Origin of the sequence: Polynucleobacter duraquae, from assembly GCF_000973625.1 — a bacterium.
In the GTDB taxonomy this organism is placed as follows: Bacteria; Pseudomonadota; Gammaproteobacteria; order Burkholderiales; family Burkholderiaceae; genus Polynucleobacter; species Polynucleobacter duraquae.
Window position 1 is genome coordinate 217,941 of the sequence record NZ_CP007501.1, and the last position, 21,038, is coordinate 238,978.

General features: G+C 45.9%; 18 protein-coding genes. 14 read left to right on the top strand and 4 right to left on the bottom strand.

The window, feature by feature from the left end; all coding sequences use genetic code 11:
• The first annotated feature begins 56 nt into the window (after positions 1–56).
• Positions 57–2,396, top strand: a complete 2,340-nt coding sequence (locus tag CL55_RS01205) for an NADP-dependent malic enzyme (protein ID WP_046329513.1) — start codon at positions 57–59, stop codon at positions 2,394–2,396.
• Between the two features lie 138 nt (positions 2,397–2,534).
• Positions 2,535–3,155 carry a barstar family protein gene (locus CL55_RS01210; protein ID WP_015420405.1) on the top strand — a complete coding sequence of 207 codons (621 nt, stop codon included), beginning with the start codon at positions 2,535–2,537 and terminating at the stop codon, positions 3,153–3,155.
• A 53-nt stretch (positions 3,156–3,208) separates the two neighbouring features.
• Here the strand turns inward: CL55_RS01210 and CL55_RS01215 are convergent, their stop codons facing one another.
• Positions 3,209–3,970, bottom strand: coding sequence for a 16S rRNA (uracil(1498)-N(3))-methyltransferase (locus CL55_RS01215; RefSeq protein WP_046329514.1), 762 nt, complete (start codon positions 3,968–3,970; stop codon positions 3,209–3,211).
• Between the two features lie 43 nt (positions 3,971–4,013).
• Here CL55_RS01215 and tkt point away from each other — a divergent pair, with 43 nt between their 5' ends.
• Both tkt and gap read left to right on the top strand, forming a co-directional pair.
• Positions 4,014–6,008 carry a transketolase gene (gene tkt, locus CL55_RS01220; RefSeq protein WP_237150516.1) on the top strand — a complete coding sequence of 665 codons (1,995 nt, stop codon included), beginning with the start codon at positions 4,014–4,016 and terminating at the stop codon, positions 6,006–6,008.
• A 56-nt stretch (positions 6,009–6,064) separates the two neighbouring features.
• Positions 6,065–7,093, top strand: a complete 1,029-nt coding sequence (gap, locus tag CL55_RS01225; RefSeq protein WP_046331051.1) for a type I glyceraldehyde-3-phosphate dehydrogenase — start codon at positions 6,065–6,067, stop codon at positions 7,091–7,093.
• 105 nt (positions 7,094–7,198) lie between these two features.
• On the opposite strand, the gene fur is transcribed toward gap, so the two are convergent.
• Complete coding sequence (gene fur / locus CL55_RS01230) at positions 7,199–7,657, bottom strand: ferric iron uptake transcriptional regulator (RefSeq protein WP_082091945.1); 459 nt, start codon at positions 7,655–7,657, stop codon at positions 7,199–7,201.
• A 43-nt stretch (positions 7,658–7,700) separates the two neighbouring features.
• On the opposite strand from fur, the gene CL55_RS01235 reads away from it, so the two are divergent.
• The 10 genes from CL55_RS01235 (at position 7,701) to hemL (ending at position 18,471) form a co-directional block, all read left to right on the top strand.
• Positions 7,701–8,420, top strand: coding sequence for an outer membrane protein assembly factor BamE (locus CL55_RS01235; RefSeq protein ID WP_046329515.1), 720 nt, complete (start codon positions 7,701–7,703; stop codon positions 8,418–8,420).
• 68 nt (positions 8,421–8,488) lie between these two features.
• A complete protein-coding gene (gene dapB, locus CL55_RS01240; RefSeq protein WP_046329516.1) occupies positions 8,489–9,289 on the top strand; it encodes a 4-hydroxy-tetrahydrodipicolinate reductase in 801 nt (266 codons plus the stop codon).
• 40 nt (positions 9,290–9,329) lie between these two features.
• Complete coding sequence (gene leuS, locus CL55_RS01245; protein WP_046329517.1) at positions 9,330–12,002, top strand: leucine--tRNA ligase; 2,673 nt, start codon at positions 9,330–9,332, stop codon at positions 12,000–12,002.
• 36 nt (positions 12,003–12,038) lie between these two features.
• Positions 12,039–12,566: an LPS-assembly lipoprotein LptE gene (locus tag CL55_RS01250; protein ID WP_046329518.1), complete on the top strand. Its 528-nt coding sequence runs from the start codon at positions 12,039–12,041 to the stop codon at positions 12,564–12,566.
• Positions 12,567–12,585: 19 nt separating this feature from the next.
• A complete protein-coding gene (holA, locus tag CL55_RS01255) occupies positions 12,586–13,647 on the top strand; it encodes a DNA polymerase III subunit delta (protein ID WP_046329519.1) in 1,062 nt (353 codons plus the stop codon).
• Between the two features lie 33 nt (positions 13,648–13,680).
• Positions 13,681–14,967, top strand: coding sequence for a glutamate-5-semialdehyde dehydrogenase (locus CL55_RS01260; RefSeq protein ID WP_046329520.1), 1,287 nt, complete (start codon positions 13,681–13,683; stop codon positions 14,965–14,967).
• A gap of 33 nt (positions 14,968–15,000) precedes the next feature.
• Positions 15,001–15,426: a CopD family protein gene (locus CL55_RS01265; RefSeq protein WP_046331053.1), complete on the top strand. Its 426-nt coding sequence runs from the start codon at positions 15,001–15,003 to the stop codon at positions 15,424–15,426.
• Between the two features lie 35 nt (positions 15,427–15,461).
• Positions 15,462–16,928 (top strand): THUMP domain-containing class I SAM-dependent RNA methyltransferase, encoded by a 1,467-nt coding sequence (locus CL55_RS01270; protein ID WP_046329521.1) that lies wholly within the window; start codon positions 15,462–15,464, stop codon positions 16,926–16,928.
• Between the two features lie 23 nt (positions 16,929–16,951).
• Positions 16,952–17,122 (top strand): rubredoxin, encoded by a 171-nt coding sequence (locus tag CL55_RS01275; RefSeq protein WP_011902084.1) that lies wholly within the window; start codon positions 16,952–16,954, stop codon positions 17,120–17,122.
• Between the two features lie 56 nt (positions 17,123–17,178).
• On the top strand, positions 17,179–18,471 hold the full coding sequence (hemL, locus tag CL55_RS01280) for a glutamate-1-semialdehyde 2,1-aminomutase (protein ID WP_046329522.1): 1,293 nt from the start codon (positions 17,179–17,181) through the stop codon (positions 18,469–18,471).
• A 15-nt stretch (positions 18,472–18,486) separates the two neighbouring features.
• On the opposite strand, the gene CL55_RS01285 is transcribed toward hemL, so the two are convergent.
• Positions 18,487–19,326 carry a symmetrical bis(5'-nucleosyl)-tetraphosphatase gene (locus CL55_RS01285; protein ID WP_046329523.1) on the bottom strand — a complete coding sequence of 280 codons (840 nt, stop codon included), beginning with the start codon at positions 19,324–19,326 and terminating at the stop codon, positions 18,487–18,489.
• A gap of 40 nt (positions 19,327–19,366) precedes the next feature.
• Positions 19,367–20,857, bottom strand: a complete 1,491-nt coding sequence (locus CL55_RS01290) for a cryptochrome/photolyase family protein (RefSeq protein WP_046329524.1) — start codon at positions 20,855–20,857, stop codon at positions 19,367–19,369.
• Between the last annotated feature and the right edge of the window lie 181 nt (positions 20,858–21,038).

Consider the following 21,038-nt stretch of genomic DNA (forward strand, 5'->3'; position numbering starts at 1 on the left):
CTTGGGAGTCTTTCATCTGAGAGGAATAGAATTAGAAGCTTGAATACCTCTGATTGATGAGTGAACTGATGAGCAAACCAAGTAATAACAGCAAAGAACAGCAAATAGCAGATTTAAGGGCGGCCGCTCTTCACTATCATGAGTTTCCAACTCCGGGGAAGATTGAAATCGCCCCAACGAAGCAGCTAACCAACCAGCGTGACTTAGCCTTGGCTTACACGCCTGGCGTTGCTGCACCTTGCGAGGAAATTGTTAAAGATCCTGCTAATGCCTTCAAATACACAGCCCGAGGTAATTTAGTTGGTGTGATCACCAACGGCACGGCAGTATTGGGTCTGGGAAATATTGGGCCACTGGCCAGTAAGCCAGTGATGGAAGGTAAAGCAGTTCTGTTCAAGAAATTTGCTGGCATTGATGTTTTTGATATTGAAGTGAACGAAAACGATCCAGATAAATTAGTTGAAATTATTGCAGCGCTCGAACCCACTTTTGGTGGTATCAATTTAGAAGACATCAAAGCACCAGATTGTTTCATTGTTGAGCGCAAGCTGCGAGCGCGTATGAAGATTCCGGTCTTTCATGATGACCAACATGGAACTGCGATTGTGGTTGCTGCTGCGATTCTGAATGGCTTAAAAGTAGTCGGTAAGGATGTTACTAATGTGAAATTAGTCACCTCTGGTGCTGGCGCTGCTGCATTAGCTTGTTTGGATTTATTGGTTGATCTTGGTATCCCACGTAAGAATATTTGGGTTACTGACTTAGTTGGTGTTGCATACAAAGGCCGTCAAGAATTGATGGATCCGCAAAAGGAGCCGTTTTGTCAGGAGACTGATTTACGTACCCTAGATCAAGTGATTGAAGGCGCTGATATTTTTCTAGGCCTCTCAGCTGGCGGTGTTCTTAAGCAATCCATGGTGAAGAAGATGGCTGATAAGCCATTGATCTATGCCTTGGCAAATCCAACACCTGAGATTCTCCCTGAGGAAGTAAAGGAAGTTCGTCCTGACGCGGTGATGGCAACGGGTCGTACTGATTATCCAAATCAAGTGAATAACGTGCTGTGCTTTCCATTTATCTTCCGTGGTGCACTAGACGTCGGTGCTACCACCATCACACGTGGCATGGAAGTCGCAGCAGTCAAGGCTGTGGCGGAGTTAGCACGAGCTGAGCAGAGCGAAATAGTGACCTCGGTATACGGTATTGAGAACCTATCTTTTGGTCCGGAGTATTTAATTCCAAAACCGTTTGATCCACGTTTAATTACCGTCATCGCACCCGCTGTTGCTAAAGCGGCAATGGAAGATGGTGTTGCGCTGCGTCCAATTAAAGACTTCGATGCTTACCGCAATCAGTTGCAACAATTTGTGTACCACTCCGGTACTTTGATGAAGCCATTATTTAGCATTGCCAAAGGAGTGCCTGCCGCTCAAAAACGTATTGTGTTTGCTGAAGGTGAAGATGAGCGCGTATTGCGCGCAGTACAAATCATTATTGATGAGCATTTAGCAACACCAATTCTGATCGGTCGTCCTGCGGTAATCGAGCATCGCATTGACAAGTTCGGATTACGTATTAAAGCGGGTGAAGACTTTGAGATTGTGAATCCAGAGAATGATCCACGCTTCCGTGATTTCTGGCAAACCTATTTGGCCTTGACTGAGCGTAAAGGCGTTACCGAATCTTTTGCTAAGTTAGAAATGCGTCGCCGCAATAGCTTGATCGGATCCATCATGATTAGCAAAGGTATGGCTGATGGCATGATCTGTGGAACCGTTGGTAACTTAGCAACTCATTTGAAATACATCGATGAGGTGGTAGGTCAAGAGCCGGGCGCCAATGTTTATGGCGCCATGTCTGGATTGATTTTGCCGGGTCGCCAAGTCTTCTTAGTAGATACCCATGTGAATATCGATCCAACGGCAGAAGAATTGGCTGAACTCACACTGATGGCTGCAAACGAAATGCGTAAATTAGGCATAGTGCCTAAGGTAGCACTCTTGTCTCACTCCAACTTCGGTTCTAGTAGCGCTCCATCCGCAGTCAAAATGCGTGACGTACTAGCTTTAATTCAAAAAGCAGATCCTAGTCTTGAAGTGGACGGCGAAATGCACGGTGATAGCGCTTTGGATGAAACCATTCGTGCTAGCGCTGTTACTTCATCACCTTTAAAAGGTGGTGCCAATTTGCTGGTGTTGCCAAATATTGATGCCGCAAACATTTCTTACAACTTGCTAAAGACTGCTGCTGGAAACGGTATTGCAATTGGACCATTACTCCTAGGTGCAGCTAAGCCAATTCATATTCTGACGCCTTCAGCTACTGTGCGTCGTATCGTTAATGTGACCACCTTGGCGGTAGTTGAAGCAGCAAGCAATGCTAGAGGGGCGGCCTAAGACCTAGGGATGGGCTTATATTTATACTAGTTAGTGTTAACTAACATAAATTATTACTTTATAAATCAATGGTTTATATAAAATGTACTGTAATTGGGCTTGATTTGATGGCGTGTTAAGGGTAATCTAGCATCCATCATGAATAATCGCTCTGAAAACGGCACTACAGTAGGCTTTGACGAACACAGCCGGGCTGAAAGTTGGGATAGTAACGATCGACTCGAAACCGAGTCATCCGCAGCCAATATCTATGCTGAGGGCGGTTTATCTCGTTTACAAACCTATGCAGCAAATCAAGTTTCGGGGAAAAAAGTGACAGCTTCTTGGCGTGCCGCTTTGGCCGTTCGCGATGCCGGACCGCCGGCAATGTTGCGCAGTGTGCGCCCTAATATCGTGCAATCTATTCGTGCTTTCCGCACTCCTGATCTTCAGGAGGCAGCTACTGAGCTTGGCCAGCATTTCATTTACGCTAATTGTGCAAATGCGATGACTAAAGGTGAAGTATTGGAGGCGATTGCGATTGCTTACACATTCACCAAGCAACAGGCGAAGAATTTTGATCCTTTATTGGATGCTTTGACGACAACTGTTGATAAGTCTGGCCCTCAGCCAGGTTTTGTAGTGGTGCTCGAAGGTTTACCTTGTACTCAGAAGTTTGACAAAGAGGCTCGTGAGACTCTGCTAGATGTATTCCGTGATGCCGTGGACTTCTGGTCTGAGCGCCGAACACCATACCGCGTGTTCTACTCTTTTGCCTAATCACACGTTTTAGCGAACCAAGCAGTAAGGCAGTAAATCAGCAAAAATCGCCTTTATTTGAGGCGATTTTGCATTTCTGGATCCCAAATGCTGTGAACAGCGGTAATTGCCACAATCCCAGCAGTTTCAGTTCTCAATACTCGATCACCCAGAGAGACTATTTGATAACCCGCTGCCTGAGCTTGTGCTTCCTCTTCTGGGGTGTGTCCACCTTCGGGCCCTATCATGAGAATAATGTCCTGTGGCGGGCTATCAATCAATGCTGAATACAAGCTTTTATCAGTATCTGGGCTTAAAAGAAGTTTAAGTTTAGCTTTTTGTGGCTTCTGTAGGTAACTTGCAAAACTTTGTACTGGCTCTACAGTAGCCAAGACTGTGCGATCACATTGTTCGCAAGCAGCTTGAACAATACCTTGCCAGTGCAAAAGGCGCTTTTGAGCGCGCTCAAAGTCACTAGAACGGGTTAATTTGGTAACTGAGCGCTCACACTGTAATGGGACAATGACCTGAGCCCCAGTCTCAATCGCCTTTTCAACCACCCAATCCATCTTGTCGCCTCCAGCTAGGCCTTGCGCCAAAGTAATGGCATAGAGGCTCTCACGATGGGTATCTTGGTGAATATCGCTCAACTCGGCTTCCCCTGATTTATTGCCCAGCGAGAGCAGTTTGGCTTGGGCAACTTGACCATTTCCATCAAAGATAGGGAAGAATTCACCGACTTGGATGCGGCGGACGCGCAGGTGATGTGCGAGCTCAGGAGTGAGGGGATTTGGCTTTTGGTTTTCCCATGGGCCGGGAAGATAAAATTGAGGCATTACTGAAATATAGCTAATTAATTTTCTCGAGACCCAATTTACGATGTCAAACCTTCAAATTCGTATGGCAAATGCCATCCGCGCTTTATCCATGGATGCAGTACAACAAGCCAATTCGGGGCATCCTGGAATGCCAATGGGTATGGCTGATATTGCAGTCGGTCTTTGGAATGAGCATTTGCAACACAATCCAACCGATCCCCATTGGATGAATCGTGATCGCTTTGTTTTATCTAACGGCCATGGCTCGATGTTGTTGTATTCCTTATTGCATCTCACTGGCTATGACTTACCAATTGGCGAATTGAAAAACTTCCGTCAGTTACATAGCAAAACTGCTGGACATCCTGAGTATGGAATTACTCCCGGAGTAGAAACTACTACCGGTCCTTTAGGTCAGGGTATTTCAAATGCGGTTGGTATGGCTTTGGCAGAAAAATTATTAGCAGGGGAATTTAATCGCCCTGGTCATAATATTGTTGATCACTATACCTACGTGTTTTTAGGTGATGGTTGTTTGATGGAAGGCATCAGTCATGAAGTATGTTCATTGGCTGGCACACTCAAACTGAATAAACTCATCGCACTATGGGATGACAATGGCATCTCAATTGATGGCAAAGTAGTTTCTTGGTTTAACGAAGATACGCCAAAGCGTTTTGAGGCTTACGGCTGGAATGTCCTTCGTGCTGTGGATGGTCATGATGCAGAGGCTGTATCTAGCGCAATCGCTCAAGCGAAGAAGAGTGACAAACCGACATTGATTTGTTGCAAGACTGCGATTGGTCAAGGTTCTCCCAACATGGCGGGTAGCGATAAGGTGCATGGCTCCCCATTGGGCGCAGCTGAAATTGCAGCAACCCGTGTTGCATTGAACTGGCCGTACGCACCCTTTGAAATTCCAAATGATATTTACGAAGCTTGGGATTTCAAGAAGCGTGGCCAAGCTTCTGAGCATGAGTGGAATAAAGAATTTCAGGCATACAAAAACAAATATCCAGAATTGGCTTCTGAATTGCAGCGTCGCATGCAAGGCGATTTATCCCAAGACTTCTCTAAGACTTTAGATGCTTATTTAAAAACCTGTGAAGTTAAAGCAGAAACTATTGCTACTCGTAAGGCTAGTCAAAATGCCATCGAGGCTTTGGCGCCAGCGTTACCCGAGTTCATGGGTGGCTCTGCTGACCTAACAGGATCTAACTTAACGAACTGGTCTTCATGTAAACCTGTACGTGGTGATCAGTGGGGTAATCACATTAATTACGGTGTGCGCGAATTTGGTATGAGTGCCATCATGAACGGCATCGCTTTACATGGTGGATATATACCATTTGGCGGCACCTTCTTAACCTTCTCTGATTACAGTCGCAATGCATTGCGTATGGCTGCATTGATGAAGTTACGAAGCATCTTTGTCTTTACTCATGACTCTATCGGCTTGGGTGAAGATGGTCCAACTCACCAGTCTGTTGAGCACATAGCAAGCTTGCGTCTTATTCCGAATTTAATGGTGTGGCGTCCATGTGACACTACTGAGAGTGCGGTTGCATGGGGTGCTGCGATTGAGCGTAAGCATGGCCCAAGCGCTTTGATCTTCAGTCGTCAGAACTGCCCATTTGTTTCACGCAATAGTCAGCAAGTAAAAGATATTGCCCGCGGTGGATATGTTTTGCATGATCCCAAGAAATTAAAGATCAAGGCAGTAATCATTGCTACTGGTTCAGAAATCGCTTTGGCGTTGCAAACAGCGGAGCGTCTAGAGGGTGAGGGTTTTGGTATACGCGTGGTATCGATTCCATCAACGACAGTATTTGATCAACAAGACGCTGCGTACAAGGCAAAAGTTTTGCCGGCGGATATTCCGCGCATTGCTGTTGAAGCTGGCGTGAGTGATTTCTGGTGGAAGTATGGTTGTGTTGCTGTGCATGGTGTTGATACCTTCGGAGAATCTGCGCCAGCACCTGTCCTCTATGAATACTTTGGTTTAACGGTTGATCAGATTGCTAAAACAGTGAAGCAATGTATTGCAAAGAAATAGACAGCATAAGAAACAAAGTATTTATCTAAGAATTCAAAATGAGCAAGGGAAATGGAATGACAATTCGTGTCGCAATTAACGGTTATGGTCGCATTGGTCGTATGGTCTTACGTGCTTTGTATGAAGATCAAGTCAATGGTAAGCCTAGGCGCGATATCAAAATCGTCGCAATTAACGCAATGGGTGATATCGACATCAATGCGCATCTGACGCAATATGATTCTGCGCACGGCCGTTTTCCTGCTGAAGTAAAGGTAGACGGTGATTGCATGGTGGTCAATGGCGATCGCATCAAGATGTTCTCTACTCGTAATCCTTTGGAAACTCCTTGGGGTGAGTTTGGTGTGGATTTAGTGCTTGAGTGTTCAGGCAAATTCACTTCCAAAGAAAAAGCCATGGTGCATATTTCTCAAGGTGCGAAGAAGGTATTGATCTCTGCTCCAGGTGAAAAAGATGTTGATGCCACTATTGTTTATGGCGTAAATCAGCAAGTTCTAAAGCCAAGCGATGTCGTAGTCTCCAATGCGAGCTGTACAACCAACTGTTTAGCCCCATTGGTTAAGCCATTGTTAGAAAAAATTGGGATCGAGTCTGGTTTGATGACTACGATTCATGCATTTACAAATGACCAAGTTCTGACTGATGTGTATCACAAGGATATGCGCCGTGCTCGTTCTGCTGTGAGCAGCATGATCCCAACTAAGACGGGTGCTGCTAAAGCGGTTGGCTTGGTTTTACCGGCATTAGCAGGGCGCTTTGACGGTTTTGCAATGCGCGTGCCCGTCATTAACGTTTCTGTCGTGGATTTAACCTTTGCTGCCAGCCGGGCTACTAGCGTGGATGAAGTCAATTCAATCCTCAAAACAGCCAGCGAGGGTGAGTTGAAGGGTATTTTGGGTTTCAATACCTTGCCTTTGGTATCGATCGACTTTAACCACGATCCTCGCCCTAGTATTTACGATGCTTCCCAGACTCGTGTATCCGCCGATGGGAAGTTGGTCAAAGTCTTAGCTTGGTATGACAACGAGTGGGGTTACTCAGTCCAGATGCTTAATGCTGCTCAGGCATTAATGGCTGTAAAGTAAAAGGTTCGGTAAGATTTGTGGCTAAAAGTTCTTAAAATCCTGCTTTAAATGTAAAAAAGACCTCAATTGAGGTCTTTTTTCATTATTTGCCTCTATCTTCCTGAATTAGGATTTTGGTTTATTGCGACAATTCTTCTTTTGGCAGTGTCCGTACATCGCTAAAGAGTGCTCTTGGAGCTTAAAACCGAGGTTTTTGGCAATATCTCGCTGCCTTTTTTCAATTGCCTCATCTACAAACTCCTCAACGTGGCCGCAATCAAGGCACACCAAGTGGTCATGGTGCTGACCCTCGTTCAGCTCATAAATAGCCCTACTATCACCTTTGCTGGACTCAAAATGACTGCGGAGCAAGATGCCTGCTTGCTCAAACTGGGTTAGCACCCTATATACCGTGGCCAGACCAATTTCTTTGTCATTCTTAGCTAGAGCCATAAAGACATCTTCAGCGCTAAAGTGAGTGCCACTATTTTGATGAAAAAAGTCCAAGATTTTCATGCGTGGACCGGTCGCCTTCAGGCCAATGTCGCGCAAATTTGCTGGAGTCGGATTTTGGTTCATATTCATGGGTTTGGGAGCTAAAATCAATGTCTTAATGATACGGCCTGCCATGCAAAATTGCCTTCAACTTTTTACCCGTCTACTGAACTCTATTTTTGAGATGTTTGACCGTGCTCGCACGGGCTTAGTCATTGCCGCTATTAGTTCGGCAATGATTGCTACTGGTTGTACCAGCGCTGTCGATGACACCCAGCGCGCTTGGATGAATAAAGTCTTTAGACCTTATGTTCCAGATGTGGTGCAGGGTAACTTTATTTCTAGCGAGCAATACGCCAAGTTACAAGTTGGTCAGAGTCGTGAGCAAGTGCGTCAAATTCTGGGAACGCCTTTACTGGCTAGTTATTTCCATGCAAATCGCTGGGACTACGTTTTTGAATTTAAGCGCGCTGGTCAACAAATGAGTAAAGAGCGTCGTGTGACAGTATTTTTCGAAGGCGATAAGCTGGTGAAGTTTCAGGGTGATGCATTACCAACCGATATCGAGTTGGTTGCTGAGATTGATGGTTACGCAAAAACGAAGCGTTCATTCTGGGATGTTATGACTGGATCAAATAAGCCACCAGTCACTCCACCTTTGCAGCAGCCTGAGTTGCTGGTTCCCAGTCCAACGAATAATTTGCCCGTCGGGGCTACAGTGCCTGCAGCTCCTGCCAGTAGTTCATTTTGGGACTTTTTTAGCTTTTCAAAAAAGTCGCCAGATGCGCAGCCCGTACCTCAACAGTTAGGCCCTGGAACTCTCAACGTTCCACAGGCTAGTGAAGCAAAGTAAAGATAAATTTGTGTTGATGTCGAGTGAAGTTTTTCGACAACCTTGAATAAGAAACGAAGATACAAATGATGAAAATCGCAATTGCTGGTGCAACCGGCCGCATGGGAAAAATGTTGATCGAGGCTGTGCTCAACTGCACTGATACTGAGCTTGTTGGTGCGCTTGAGCATGGGTCTTGCTCTTTGCTTGGCGAAGATGCCGGTGCGTTCTTGGGTAAAAAAACTGGCGTAGCCATTACATCGGACATTGCAAAGGCCTTGACTGGTGCTGAGTTCTTAATTGATTTCACTCGTCCAGAAGGCACGATGGCTCACTTAGCCGTGGCGCAAAAGACTGGCAGCAAAATGATTATCGGTACTACTGGCCTTAGTCCAGAACAGATTGATAGCTTGAAAAAGGCTTCTGCAAATTTAGCCATCGTTTTTGCGCCCAACATGAGTGTTGGCGTGAATGCCACATTCAAGTTATTAGAGATAGCTGCAAAGATGCTGAATGAAGGTTACGACATTGAAATCGTTGAAGCCCATCACCGTCATAAAGTGGATGCTCCATCTGGTACTGCCCTTCGAATGGGCGAGGTGATTGCGGATGCGCTTGGTGAGAAATTGGACGATGTTGCGGTATATGCACGTGAAGGTCATACCGGTAAGCGCAAAGCTGGCTCGATTGGTTTTGCCACTATCCGTGGTGGAGATATTGTGGGTGATCACACTGTCTTATTTGCAGGCGAGGGTGAGCGGATTGAGATTAGTCATAAGTCTTCTAGCCGTCAGTCTTATGCACAAGGTTCGTTGCGCGCCGCACGCTTCTTACAAGCTAAGGGTTCCGGTCTTTATGACATGCAAGATGTTCTTGGCCTGCGTAAGTGAATGTTCAGTAAATCAGAATAGAAGAAAAGAGTTGTATTGAATGAGTAAGGATTACGATCACCGCAGTATTGAAGCAGCAGCACGCGCTGATTGGGAAAGTGCGCAGGCTTATAAGGTAGCCGAGAACGCAGTTGATGCTTCCGGCAAGCCAAGACCAAAATACTACGCCTGTTCTATGTTGCCTTATCCATCCGGTAAGTTGCATATGGGTCACGTTCGCAACTACACCATCAATGATGTCATGGCGAGACAGTTGCGCATGCAGGGCTATAACGTTCTCATGCCGATGGGCTGGGATGCGTTTGGCATGCCCGCTGAAAATGCAGCGATTCAGAATAAAGTACCGCCAGCGAAATGGACCTACGACAACATCGCTTATATGAAAAAGCAAATGGCGGCGATGGGTCTAGCAATTGATTGGTCACGCGAAGTGGCTACTTGCAGCCCCGATTACTATCGCTGGAATCAATGGCTCTTTTTAAAGATGCTAGAAAAGGGCATTGCTTATCGTAAGACTCAAGTGGTTAACTGGGATCCAATCGATCAAACCGTATTGGCAAATGAGCAGGTGATTGATGGGCGCGGCTGGCGCTCTGGTGCTCTAGTTGAAAAGCGTGAGATCCCAGGCTACTACTTCAATATCACCGCCTATGCAGAGCAATTACTTTCTGGTCTAGATAATTTAGGTTGGCCTGAGCGCGTCAAGACCATGCAGCAGAATTGGATTGGTAAGAGTCGTGGTGTGCGGTTTGCGTTTAAGCACGAGATTGCCGATGCGCATGGTAACTTTGTTCAAGATGGTCAGTTGTATGTATTTACAACACGTGCTGACACCATCATGGGCGTTACTTCCTGTGCTGTTGCAGCTGAACATCCATTGGCAACATTGGCAGCTGCCAATAATCCAGAGTTAGCTGCATTTATTGAGAAATGTAAAACCGGTAGCGTGATTGAAGCTGATCTAGCCACTCAAGAAAAAGAAGGTATGTTCACCGGCTTGTATGTGACACATCCGCTGACTAATGAACCTGTGCCAGTTTGGGTTGGTAATTATGTCTTGATGTCATATGGCGATGGCGCTGTTATGGGTGTACCCGCACACGATGAGCGCGACTTTGCATTTGCCCTCAAATATGACTTACCGATTAAGCAAGTGATTGCTTTGCGTACTCCATCAGATATGTTCAACATCAGCCACTGGCAAGATTGGTATGCCCAGAAGGATGATGTCGTTTGCCTTAATAGCGGTAAGTACGATGGACTATCCTATGAAGAGGCAGTTGATGCAGTAGCTCAAGATTTAGAGCAAATGGGTATTGGTGAAATCAAAACTACTTACCGTTTGCGCGATTGGGGCATCTCTCGTCAGCGCTATTGGGGGACACCGATTCCGATTATTCATTGTGGTGATGAGAGTAATCCTGGTTGCGGCGCAGTTCCAGTGCCTGAGGCGGATTTACCAGTGGTGTTGCCTGAAGATTGCGTGCCTGATGGTAGTGGTAACCCGCTCAATAAGCGTGCCGACTTCCTGAATGTGAAATGTCCAAAATGCGGCAAGCCTGCGCGTCGTGAGACTGACACGATGGATACCTTCGTAGATTCTTCTTGGTACTTCATGCGTTATACCGGCCCAGATGCGAAGACCATGGTTGATGGCGGCAATGAATACTGGATGCCAATGGATCAGTACATTGGCGGCATTGAGCATGCGATTTTACATTTACTCTATGCGCGCTTTTGGACCAAGGTCATGCGTGATCTCAATCTCATTACTTTTGATGAGCCCTTCCAGAATTTGCTAACGCAAGGCATGGTGCTTAATGAGACTTATTACTCTGAAGAAGCATCTGGTAAAAAAACTTGGTTGAATCCTTTAGATGTAGAGCTCGAGCTAGATGACAAAGGCCGCCCTCACAGCGCCAAGTTAAAAGGCGATACTTCTGGCACGCCAGTCATTATTGGTGGTGTTGAGAAAATGTCTAAGAGCAAAAACAATGGCGTTGATCCTCAAGCTTTGATTGATCAATACGGCGCGGATACTGCACGCCTCTTTGTGATGTTTGCTGCTCCTCCTGAGCAGCAGCTTGAGTGGTCTAGTGCTGGTGTAGAAGGTGCCTCACGTTTCTTGCGTCGTGTCTGGATGTATTCCAGTAGTCAGGCGGATGCAATCCGTGCTGCCGATCCAGTATTACCAAGCGATTTAAATGATGCTGAAAAAGAATTGCGTCGTGAGGTGCATACCATTCTGAAGCAGGCTAACTTCGACTATCAGCGCCGCCAATACAACACGGTAGTTTCTGCGGCGATGAAAATGCTCAATGTCTTGGAGCCCGTGAAATTAGGCGATAACACTGCGGTGCGACCTGCTGTGTTGCGTGAGTGCTTGAGTATTTTGATTCGAGTGCTTTACCCAGTGGTACCTCACTTGACGCATGCTCTTTGGAATGAGATTGGATGCGATCAATCATTTGGTACTCTTTTAGATGCGCCATGGCCTCTAGTTGATGAAGCGGCGCTGATTCAAACTGAATTGACCATCATGTTGCAAATTAATGGCAAGTTGCGTGGCGATATACGTGTTCCTGCGGATGCGAATAAAGAGCAAATTGAGGCTTTGGCATTACAAAGTGAGCCTGCTGTAAAAGTATTAAATGGCGCAGCACCTAAAAAGGTGATTGTGGTTCCGGGCCGCTTGATTAATATTGTTGCTTAGATCGCTAACGCTTTATTTTGAATAGAAACTAGACACATGCGCGTAAATCATCTTCGACGTACCATGCTTGGGCTTTTAGCCTTGGCTCCAGTCAGTGGTTTGATTGCCTGCGGCTATCGTTTGCGTGGCATGGTCGATTTGCCCTTCAAAGTCATTGCGATTACTGGCAGCCCATCACCACCTCTGAGAACGGATCTTCAGACAGCGATTTTGACGGGCACAGATGCTAAGGTGGCTATCAATCCTAAAGATGCCGATCTCATTTTAGAAATTACCAGTGATCTCAATGGTCGTGAAATCTTGGCCTATAACTCGAATGGTCAAGTCTCTGCCTATCGCTTAAATATTCGGGTCGGATTTAGGGCGTATGACAACACTGGGGCAGATGTTGTGCCCGAAGCTGAAATCTACATGACTCGTGATATGGACTTCTCGGTGTCTACCGTTTTGGCGACCGACGTCCAAATGCAGCAATTTTTATCTTTGATGCGCAGAGATCTTGCGGTACAAATTCTGCGTCGTGTTTCTGCATCTGCTCGAGCACCACAGGCTCGAAGATTTTAAAGAATGACGATCAAATCGCATGGTTAAGAGCGATGCTCTACAGGTTCATTTGAAGTCACTCAATTCTGCGGCTTCATTAAAGCCTCTTTATATATTTAGCGGTGATGAGCCTCTCCTGATGATGGAAGCAATGGACCAGCTACGTGCCACTGCTAAAAAAATGGGCTATACCGATCGTGAAGTCTTATTGCAAGAGCGCGGATTTGATTGGAGCGCCTTGTTAAGTGCTGGCCAAACGATGTCTTTATTTGGAGATAAACGCTGGGTTGAGTTGCGTATACCAACAGGAAAGCCGGGTCGTGATGGTGCTGATGCGCTTAAGCAGTTCTCTGCCCAAATTGAGTCTCAGTCGGTAGGCTCTGAAGGCCCGGACACGATTTTTTGCATCATCTTGCCTAAATTGGATGGCAAGACCAAAACCTCTGCTTGGTTTAGTGCCTTAGATGAGGCTGGCATGGCGATTCAATTGGATTCCTTGGATCGCTCGCAATTACCGCAGTGGATTGCGGGGCGCCTAAAGAAGCAGGGTCAAGAAGTTCAGTCTGGTCCAGATGGGCAGCGTGCTTTAGCCTTCATTGCTGAGCAGGTAGAGGGAAACCTCATTGCCGCTCATCAAGAGATTCAGAAGCTGGGTTTGTTACATCCTGCCGGCGTCCTTACTGAGGAACAGATTCGGTCAGCCATTTTGAAGGTAGCTCGTTATAACGTCTTTGAATTAACTGAAGCGATGTTAGCTGGTGATCTTCCTCGCCTTAATCGCATGTTAGATGGCCTTAAGGGTGAGGGTGAGCCTTTAGTTCTGATTCTGTGGAGCGTAACTGAAGAGCTTCGGATACTATCGAAACTGAAAGCAGCAAGCGATGCTGGAGAGTCTGTACAGAACTTAATGCGCGCTAACCGGATCTGGGGAAATAAGGAGCGTTTATATCCTATAGCTCTAAAGCGAGTGCAGCCTTTGAGATTGCGGAGGGCAATGCAGGTGGCTGCAGGTTTAGATCGTCAAGCCAAGGGATTGCATGCAGCAGAATTACCGGCAGATCCTTGGGATGGCTTGCGTTTGGTGGGTAATTTATTGCGCTAGATAAAACAATATTAATTTTGACATAGTAAATATATGAGTAATTCAACAAATACCATTCAGCAAATGATGCAAGATATTGGCCAACGTGCTCGTCAGGCATCACGCGCAATGGCGCGGGCATCTAGCGAGCAGAAAAATAAGGCCTTATTGCATATCGCCAAGTTGGTTCGTGAGCGGTCTGAGGAAATTGTCCGAGTGAATGCACTCGATGTTGCTCGAGCAAAAACCAATGGTCAAGATGCAGCGTTTATTGATCGCCTGACGATGACGCCAAAGACGATTGAATCTATGGCATTAGGTTTGGAACAAATTGTTTATTTGGAAGATCCGATTGGCAAAATAACGCCATTACAAAAGCAGGCTTCCGGTATTGAGCTCGGTCAGATGCGTGTGCCACTTGGTGTGATTGGCATCATTTATGAATCTCGTCCAAATGTCACGATTGATGCAGCTGCACTGTGCCTGAAGTCTGGCAATGCAGTGATTTTGCGTGGTGGCTCAGAGGCAATTGATTCAAATACCTTGTTGGCGCAATTGATTCAAGAAGGTTTAGATGCTGCCAATTTACCCATGGATGCGGTGCAGGTTGTGACCACCACAGATCGCGCTGCTGTTGGCGAAATGATTACCATGACCCAATATATTGATGTGATCGTTCCACGTGGTGGCAAGAGTTTGATCGCCCGTTTGATTGCAGAAGCGCGCGTGCCAATGATTAAGCATTTGGATGGTATCTGTCACACTTATATTGATGCCGATGCGGATGTCGCAATGGCAATCAAGGTTTGCGATAACGCCAAGACTCAGCGCTATGCGCCATGTAACGCAATGGAAACGCTCCTAGTAAATAAATCGATTGCATCACAAGTATTGCCAGCTCTTTGCAAAATCTATCAAGATAAGGGTGTGGAGTTGCGTGTTGATGATCAAACCCGAAGCACTCTTGAAGCAGCCGGTTTTAAAGATTTAGTCAATGCCACTGAAGAAGATTGGCAAACAGAATATTTGGCACCAATTTTGTCGATCAAGACTGTTGCGGATATCGACGAAGCAATGGGTCATATCGAACAATACGGCAGTAAACATACTGATGCCATCATTACTAAGAATCAAGCGCAAGCCAATCGCTTTTTGCGTGAAGTCGATAGTGCCAGTGTGATGGTCAATGCCAGCACCCGTTTTGCCGATGGTTTTGAGTATGGTCTTGGCGCAGAGATTGGCATCTCGAATGACAAGCTACATGCTCGTGGCCCGGTGGGCTTAGATGGTCTCACTTCTCTCAAATACATCGTCATGGGTCATGGCGAGATTCGTACTTAATCCAGCTTCATTACAGAACGGAAATTAATCATGATGGGCAATGCATATTTATGGACCAAGACTTTTCATATTGTCTTGATTGCATCTTGGTTCGCAGGCTTGTTTTATCTTCCGCGTATCTTTGTGAACTTGGCTGATGAAAAAAATCCTGAGGTCTATGCACGTATTCTAGGAATGGCGAATCGCTTATTTCGATTTATGACTATATTGGCAGTACCTGCCGTATTGCTAGGCCTTGCTTTGTGGTTGCACTTCAGAATAGGTGCTGGTGAGGTATGGATGCATGCCAAGATGTTCTTTGTACTTCTGGTAATCGGTTATCACCATGCTTGTTGGGGTTTGCTCAAAAAGTTCCGTAATGGTGTCAATACCCATTCAGGGGTTTGGTATCGTTGGTTTAACGAAGCGCCAGTCCTTCTTCTTCTGATCGTGACCGCTTTAGTGGTCATTAAGCCTTAATTTTTTTATTTCATCTCTTTTAGATTGCTAGCCTCATGAGATTTTTTGTTGTTTGTCCAGGCGGACTGGAAGTGCCTCTTGCACAAGAGCTAGCAAGTATTGCGCAGCGCCCTGACTGTAAAGCCTTGGGTGCCTGGGTGATTGATCCTACGCCTACGAGTCCTACGGGTGGAGTAGGTTTGGCGGCGCCAATATCTGCCGCCATGGCATTGAACTTACATTCACGGATTGCGAGTCGAGTATTGCTACAGATGGCGGAATCGCCATACCGTCAGGAAGAAGATTTGTATAAGTTGGCTAGTGGTTTAGCTTGGGAAGAATGGTTTTCTTCTAAACAAACTTTACGCGTTGATGTGACGGCCCATCGTTCACCCTTGAAGAGCTTAAATTTTGCAACTTTGAAGATTAAGGATGCGATTGTTGATCGCCTCCGTGATGCCACTGGCGATCGTCCCAGTATTGATACTGCATTTCCGGATGTGCGGGTACAGGCTCATCTCACGGCAACTCATGCCACGATCTATTTGGACACTTCAGGTGAGGCCTTATTCAAACGTGGCTGGAGAGATGAAAAGGGCGATGCTCCCTTAAAAGAAAATCTTGCAGCAGGCATCTTGTCAATTACCGGCTGGAAGCCTTCGCAAACTTTATTTGATCCAATGTGCGGTAGTGGCACCTTTTTGATTGAGGCTGCACAAATGGCTTTAGCTATTCCGCCGGGTGCTATTCGGGCGGGGATGTATGGTGATGACGCGAAGCCGAGTCGATTAGCCTATCGCCCATTAGTAACTTCCGCTCATGGGTTTGGGTTTCAGCGACTCAAGCCATTTAATGAGGCTGCCGAGCAAAAGCGTTGGGCGACTTTGAAAGACGCTGTACATTCTGAGATGTTGGAGAGGCGTAAACAGTTCCCAGATTCAGAGTCTTTGGGTATTAGCGGTGGTGATATTAACGAGCGCTTGGTAGCGATGTTTAAAGGTAACTGGCAGCGGGCTCAGTTGCCGGGATTGCCAGTAACACGTCAAGTTGATGCCTTAGCAACTAGGCCACCAACAAATGCTCAAGATGGTGTGATGCTATTGAACCCGCCTTATGGTGAGCGCTTAGTGATCAAGGGTGGACGAGGCCAGGATCGTGCTGCGAGTGGCGATATGGGGCGAGACTCTTACGAACAAGCTGAGGAGCCAGAAGATCGCTATGCATTTAATCTAGAAACAGGACGTCAAAGTGCTAAACGCTCTAGCCGCGAGTCTCTCAAAAAGCTACAAGCTCAAGAAGAACAGGACCCTAAGTTTGTGGAATTCTTGAGGCAGTTTGGCCAGCATCTCAAGGATACTTTTGGTGGCTGGAATGTCTTTGTATTGACTGCGGATATGGCCTTACCTGGGCAGTTACGTATTAAGGAATCTAAACGCACCCCTTTATTTAATGGCCCCCTGGAATGCAGATTATTTAAGTTCGAGATGCATCAAAAGCGTGATGCTGCATCCGATTTAAAATAGAAAGATAAATAAGGAAGACGGTAATGGAATTCAAAACATATATGTGCTTAATTTGTGGCTGGGTTTATGACGAGGCTGCAGGTTTACCTGAAGAGGGTATTGCGCCAGGCACCCTTTGGAAAGATGTACCCATGAACTGGACCTGTCCTGAGTGTGGTGCACGTAAAGAAGACTTTGAAATGATGGCGATCTAATAGATTAATTTAATTAGACGATGTTTAAATTCATTAGCTAAATCGGGAAAAGTATCTTGGGAAAAAATGACATCTTATTTGAGCGCGCACAAAAAACAATTCCTGGGGGTGTGAATTCTCCAGTACGCGCTTTTCGTCAAGTAGGCGGTACACCGCGTTTTGTTGCTAAAGCAAAAGGCCCTTACTTCTGGGATGCTGAAGGTACGCGCTATATTGATTTAATTATGTCCTGGGGTCCTATGATTGCAGGCCATGCTAATCCAGAAGTGGTGGAAGCAGTTAAGCAGGCTGCAGAAACTAGCTTTAGTTACGGCGCCCCTACCGAAGGCGAAATTGAATTAGCAGAACGCATCTGTCAGTTGGTTCCTAGCATTGAGCAGGTGCGGATGGTATCGAGTGGAACCGAAGCCACTATGAGTGCTCTGCGTCTCGCACGTGGCCATACAGGACGTGATCTCATTATTAAATTTGAAGGTTGTTATCACGGCCATGCCGATAGTCTTTTAGTGAAGGCAGGTTCTGGCCTCTTGACCTTTGCAGATTCAACTCAAAATGCACCCTCTTCTGGTGGCGTTCCACAAGATTTAGTTAAACACACCTTAGTACTGCCATATAACGATGTGCAAGCCTTGAAGGAAGTGTTTGTAAAGCAGGGTGATCAGGTTGCCGCGGTGATTATTGAACCGTTTGCTGGCAATATGAATCTCATTAAGCCCTCAAAGGAATTTCTCTCGACACTACGCCAGCTGACTAGCGAGCATGGCAGTGTATTAATTTACGACGAAGTCATGACCGGCTTTAGGGTTGCTTTAGGTGGCGCGCAATCTCTGCAAGTTATTACCCCTGACCTGACTTGTCTTGGTAAGGTCATGGGCGGCGGTATGCCGATGGCTGCTTTTGGCGGTAAAAAAGAAATTATGTCTAAGTTAGCGCCGCTGGGCAATGTTTACCAGGCAGGCACATTGTCCGGTAATCCAGTAGCTGTAGCGGCTGGATTAAAGACGCTGGAGATTATTTCTCGAGAAGGTTTCTTCGATTGTCTGACGGGGCAAACTGAAAAGCTCATGTCTGGGTTCAAGCTTGCGGCAGATGAAGCAGGCGTACCTTTTGCGGTAGATAGTGTTGGTGGAATGTTTGGTTTTTACTTTGCCAATGAGGTCCCAACCTCTTTTGAGGCAGTCACTAAAACTGATATTGAGGCGTTTAAGAAATTTTTCCACTTGATGTTAGATCAAGGGGTGTATTTAGCACCCTCTGCTTATGAAGCTGGATTTACTTCTATTACTCATGACAATGGAGTTTTGGAAGAAATTATCACTGCCGCGAAAACTGCATTTAAAAAACTATAAGAGGCAGAGCCAAAATTACATTCTGAGTGGATGGTCATAGCCATCTACTTGGATAAACTTTAGATCCTTGCTTGGCTTACCTGATTCTGGAACTTCCATTGCGGTGAGCTTTCCACCCCAAACGCAGCCTGTATCGAGACCAATGACATTCCTATGCTGGAGAAGTCCTAGGGTTGACCAGTGACCGAAGTAAATCAGGGCATCTTGCGTTTTTCGTTTAGGAGTTTTAAACCAAGGGACATAGCCTTTGGGACCATCTTCAAAACCTTCTTTACTCTCGAATTCCATTGTGCCGGTAGGAGTACAAAAACGAATGCGGGTCAGTGCATTGGTGATGACGCGTAAACGCTCATAACCTTTAAGAGAGTTGCTCCACTTATTTGGGGTGTTGCCATACATATTCATTAAGAAATCTTTGTAGGATTTTTTACGTAGCGCTTTTTCTACTTCCTGTGCACACTCGATTGTTTGCTGCAAGTCCCATTGTGGTAGAACTCCTGCATGAACAGTGAGTACTTTTCCGTTACTCAGAGCCATTGGCCTATGGCGTAGCCAATTCATTAATTCTGCTCTATCGGGCGCATTTAGAATCGGTTGTACGGTATCAAGCCCTTTAGTTTTTCGGATGCCAGCATCTACCGCAAGCAAATGGAGATCGTGATTTCCGAGAATACACTCGATGCGTTTATCTTCTTGTAATTTCTTGAGGTAGCGTAGGGTGCCTAATGAGTCAGGGCCCCGATTTACCAGGTCACCTAAAAAAATCATCTTGGACTGTGCGGGGAGCTTTTTGACGAGCGCCTTCAAAGAGGGCGCGCAGCCCTGAATATCACCTACAGCATAGATCTTGCTCATACCCTATCTTAAAGCGGAAAGTGCCAGAGTTTTCACTAACTTAATCGGTCGTAGATTCTGGACTGACTTTTTTAACAATGCTATAGCGCACCAAGGTCTTTTTGCGTGCTTCATCATGATTAACAACTGGTAGGGGATAGTCACGACCCAGAAGAACGCCGGCAGCCTCTAGTTCAATATGGCCGGATTCCCAAGGTGCATGAATTGACTTCTTAGAGAGTTTGTCTAGTTGAGGTAAGTAGCGACGAATGAACTTTCCTTCGGGATCGAACTTTTGGGACTGAGTAATCGGATTGAAGATGCGGAAGTAGGGCTGCGCATCACATCCCGATGAAGAGGCCCACTGCCATCCACCATTGTTGGAAGACAATTCAAAGTCATTGAGGTGTTTTGCGAAATACATTTCACCCCAGCGCCAATCAATGCCTAAATCTTTAGTAAGAAAGCTTGCAACCACCATGCGCAGGCGATTGTGCATATATCCACTTTGGTTGAGTTGGCACATGGCAGCATCTACTAATGGGTAGCCTGTCTTGCCATCACACCAAGCTTTAAATAACCTCTTAGCAGTGGCACCGCTTTCCCATTCGATATTGTCATAGCCAGGTTTGAAAGCGGCACCCTCAGCAAGGCGTGGGTGATTGGCCAGAATCATGAAATAAAAATCACGCCAGATCAGTTCACTTAACCAAATCGTTGCACCCATACTGCCAGCAAGCATTCGGCGGTGTGCTTCGCGCACCAAGCCTCTAATTGAGAGCATACCAAAGCGAAGGTGGGTGGATATGTAGCTCACACCTTTGATTGCTGGGAAGTCTCGACCGATTTGGTATTGATCGATGCGGTGAAGGAAGTCTTCCAATAAGCTCTGGCCACCCTCAGATCCCGCAGGCAAATAAGCCTCAATACCTGTCGGGCTAAAGCCCATAGATTCTAGAGATGGGAAGGGAGCCTCTAATGATTTGGGGATGGCAGCTAACTGTCCTTTTTTAGGATCGCAGTCATAAGCGGCAATATCTTTTTCTTGTAGCGTTTTAAGCCAGTTGTTCTTGTAGGGCGTAAAGATGGAGAACACCGTATTCGAGTTAGTCAGAATTTCTTTCTTCTCAAAAATCACTTGATCTTTGAAAGTCTCTAATCCAATACCAAGTTTTTCTAGTGATCCGGAAATAGAGGCATCACGTGCAATTGCCGATGGCTCATAGTCATGATTGGTGTAAACGGTATTGACACCCAAAGTCTCAGCAATTCTCGGAATACACGTAGTGGGCTTGTCGTACTGAACAATCAGTACGCCACCTTGTTTGCGCAATTGCTCGTCAATTTGCTTAAGACCTTGCCAAATAAAATCTACGCGACGATCATGTTTGAGGCCACTTGTATCTAGATCTTCGGACTTCAGTGGATCTAAAATATCGGTATCGAAGATAAACGCTAGCCAAACTTGGTCATTATTTTTTAGGGCGTGATGAAGCGCAGCATTGTCATATAGGCGTAAATCACGGCGTAACCAAACGAGAGCTTTTTTCATAGCTGATATGTTAGAGCTGATTTACTGATTTCGCTGAGCTTGCATGTAATATTAATGCTTATGGATACATTTTTTTTCATTTTTTCGAAGACGGTGCAGTTTTTTATTGAACCCTTAAATTGGATCATTGCCTTTGTGGGCTTAAGCCTTTTTTCACTTTGTTCTAGAAAACCCCATTTAT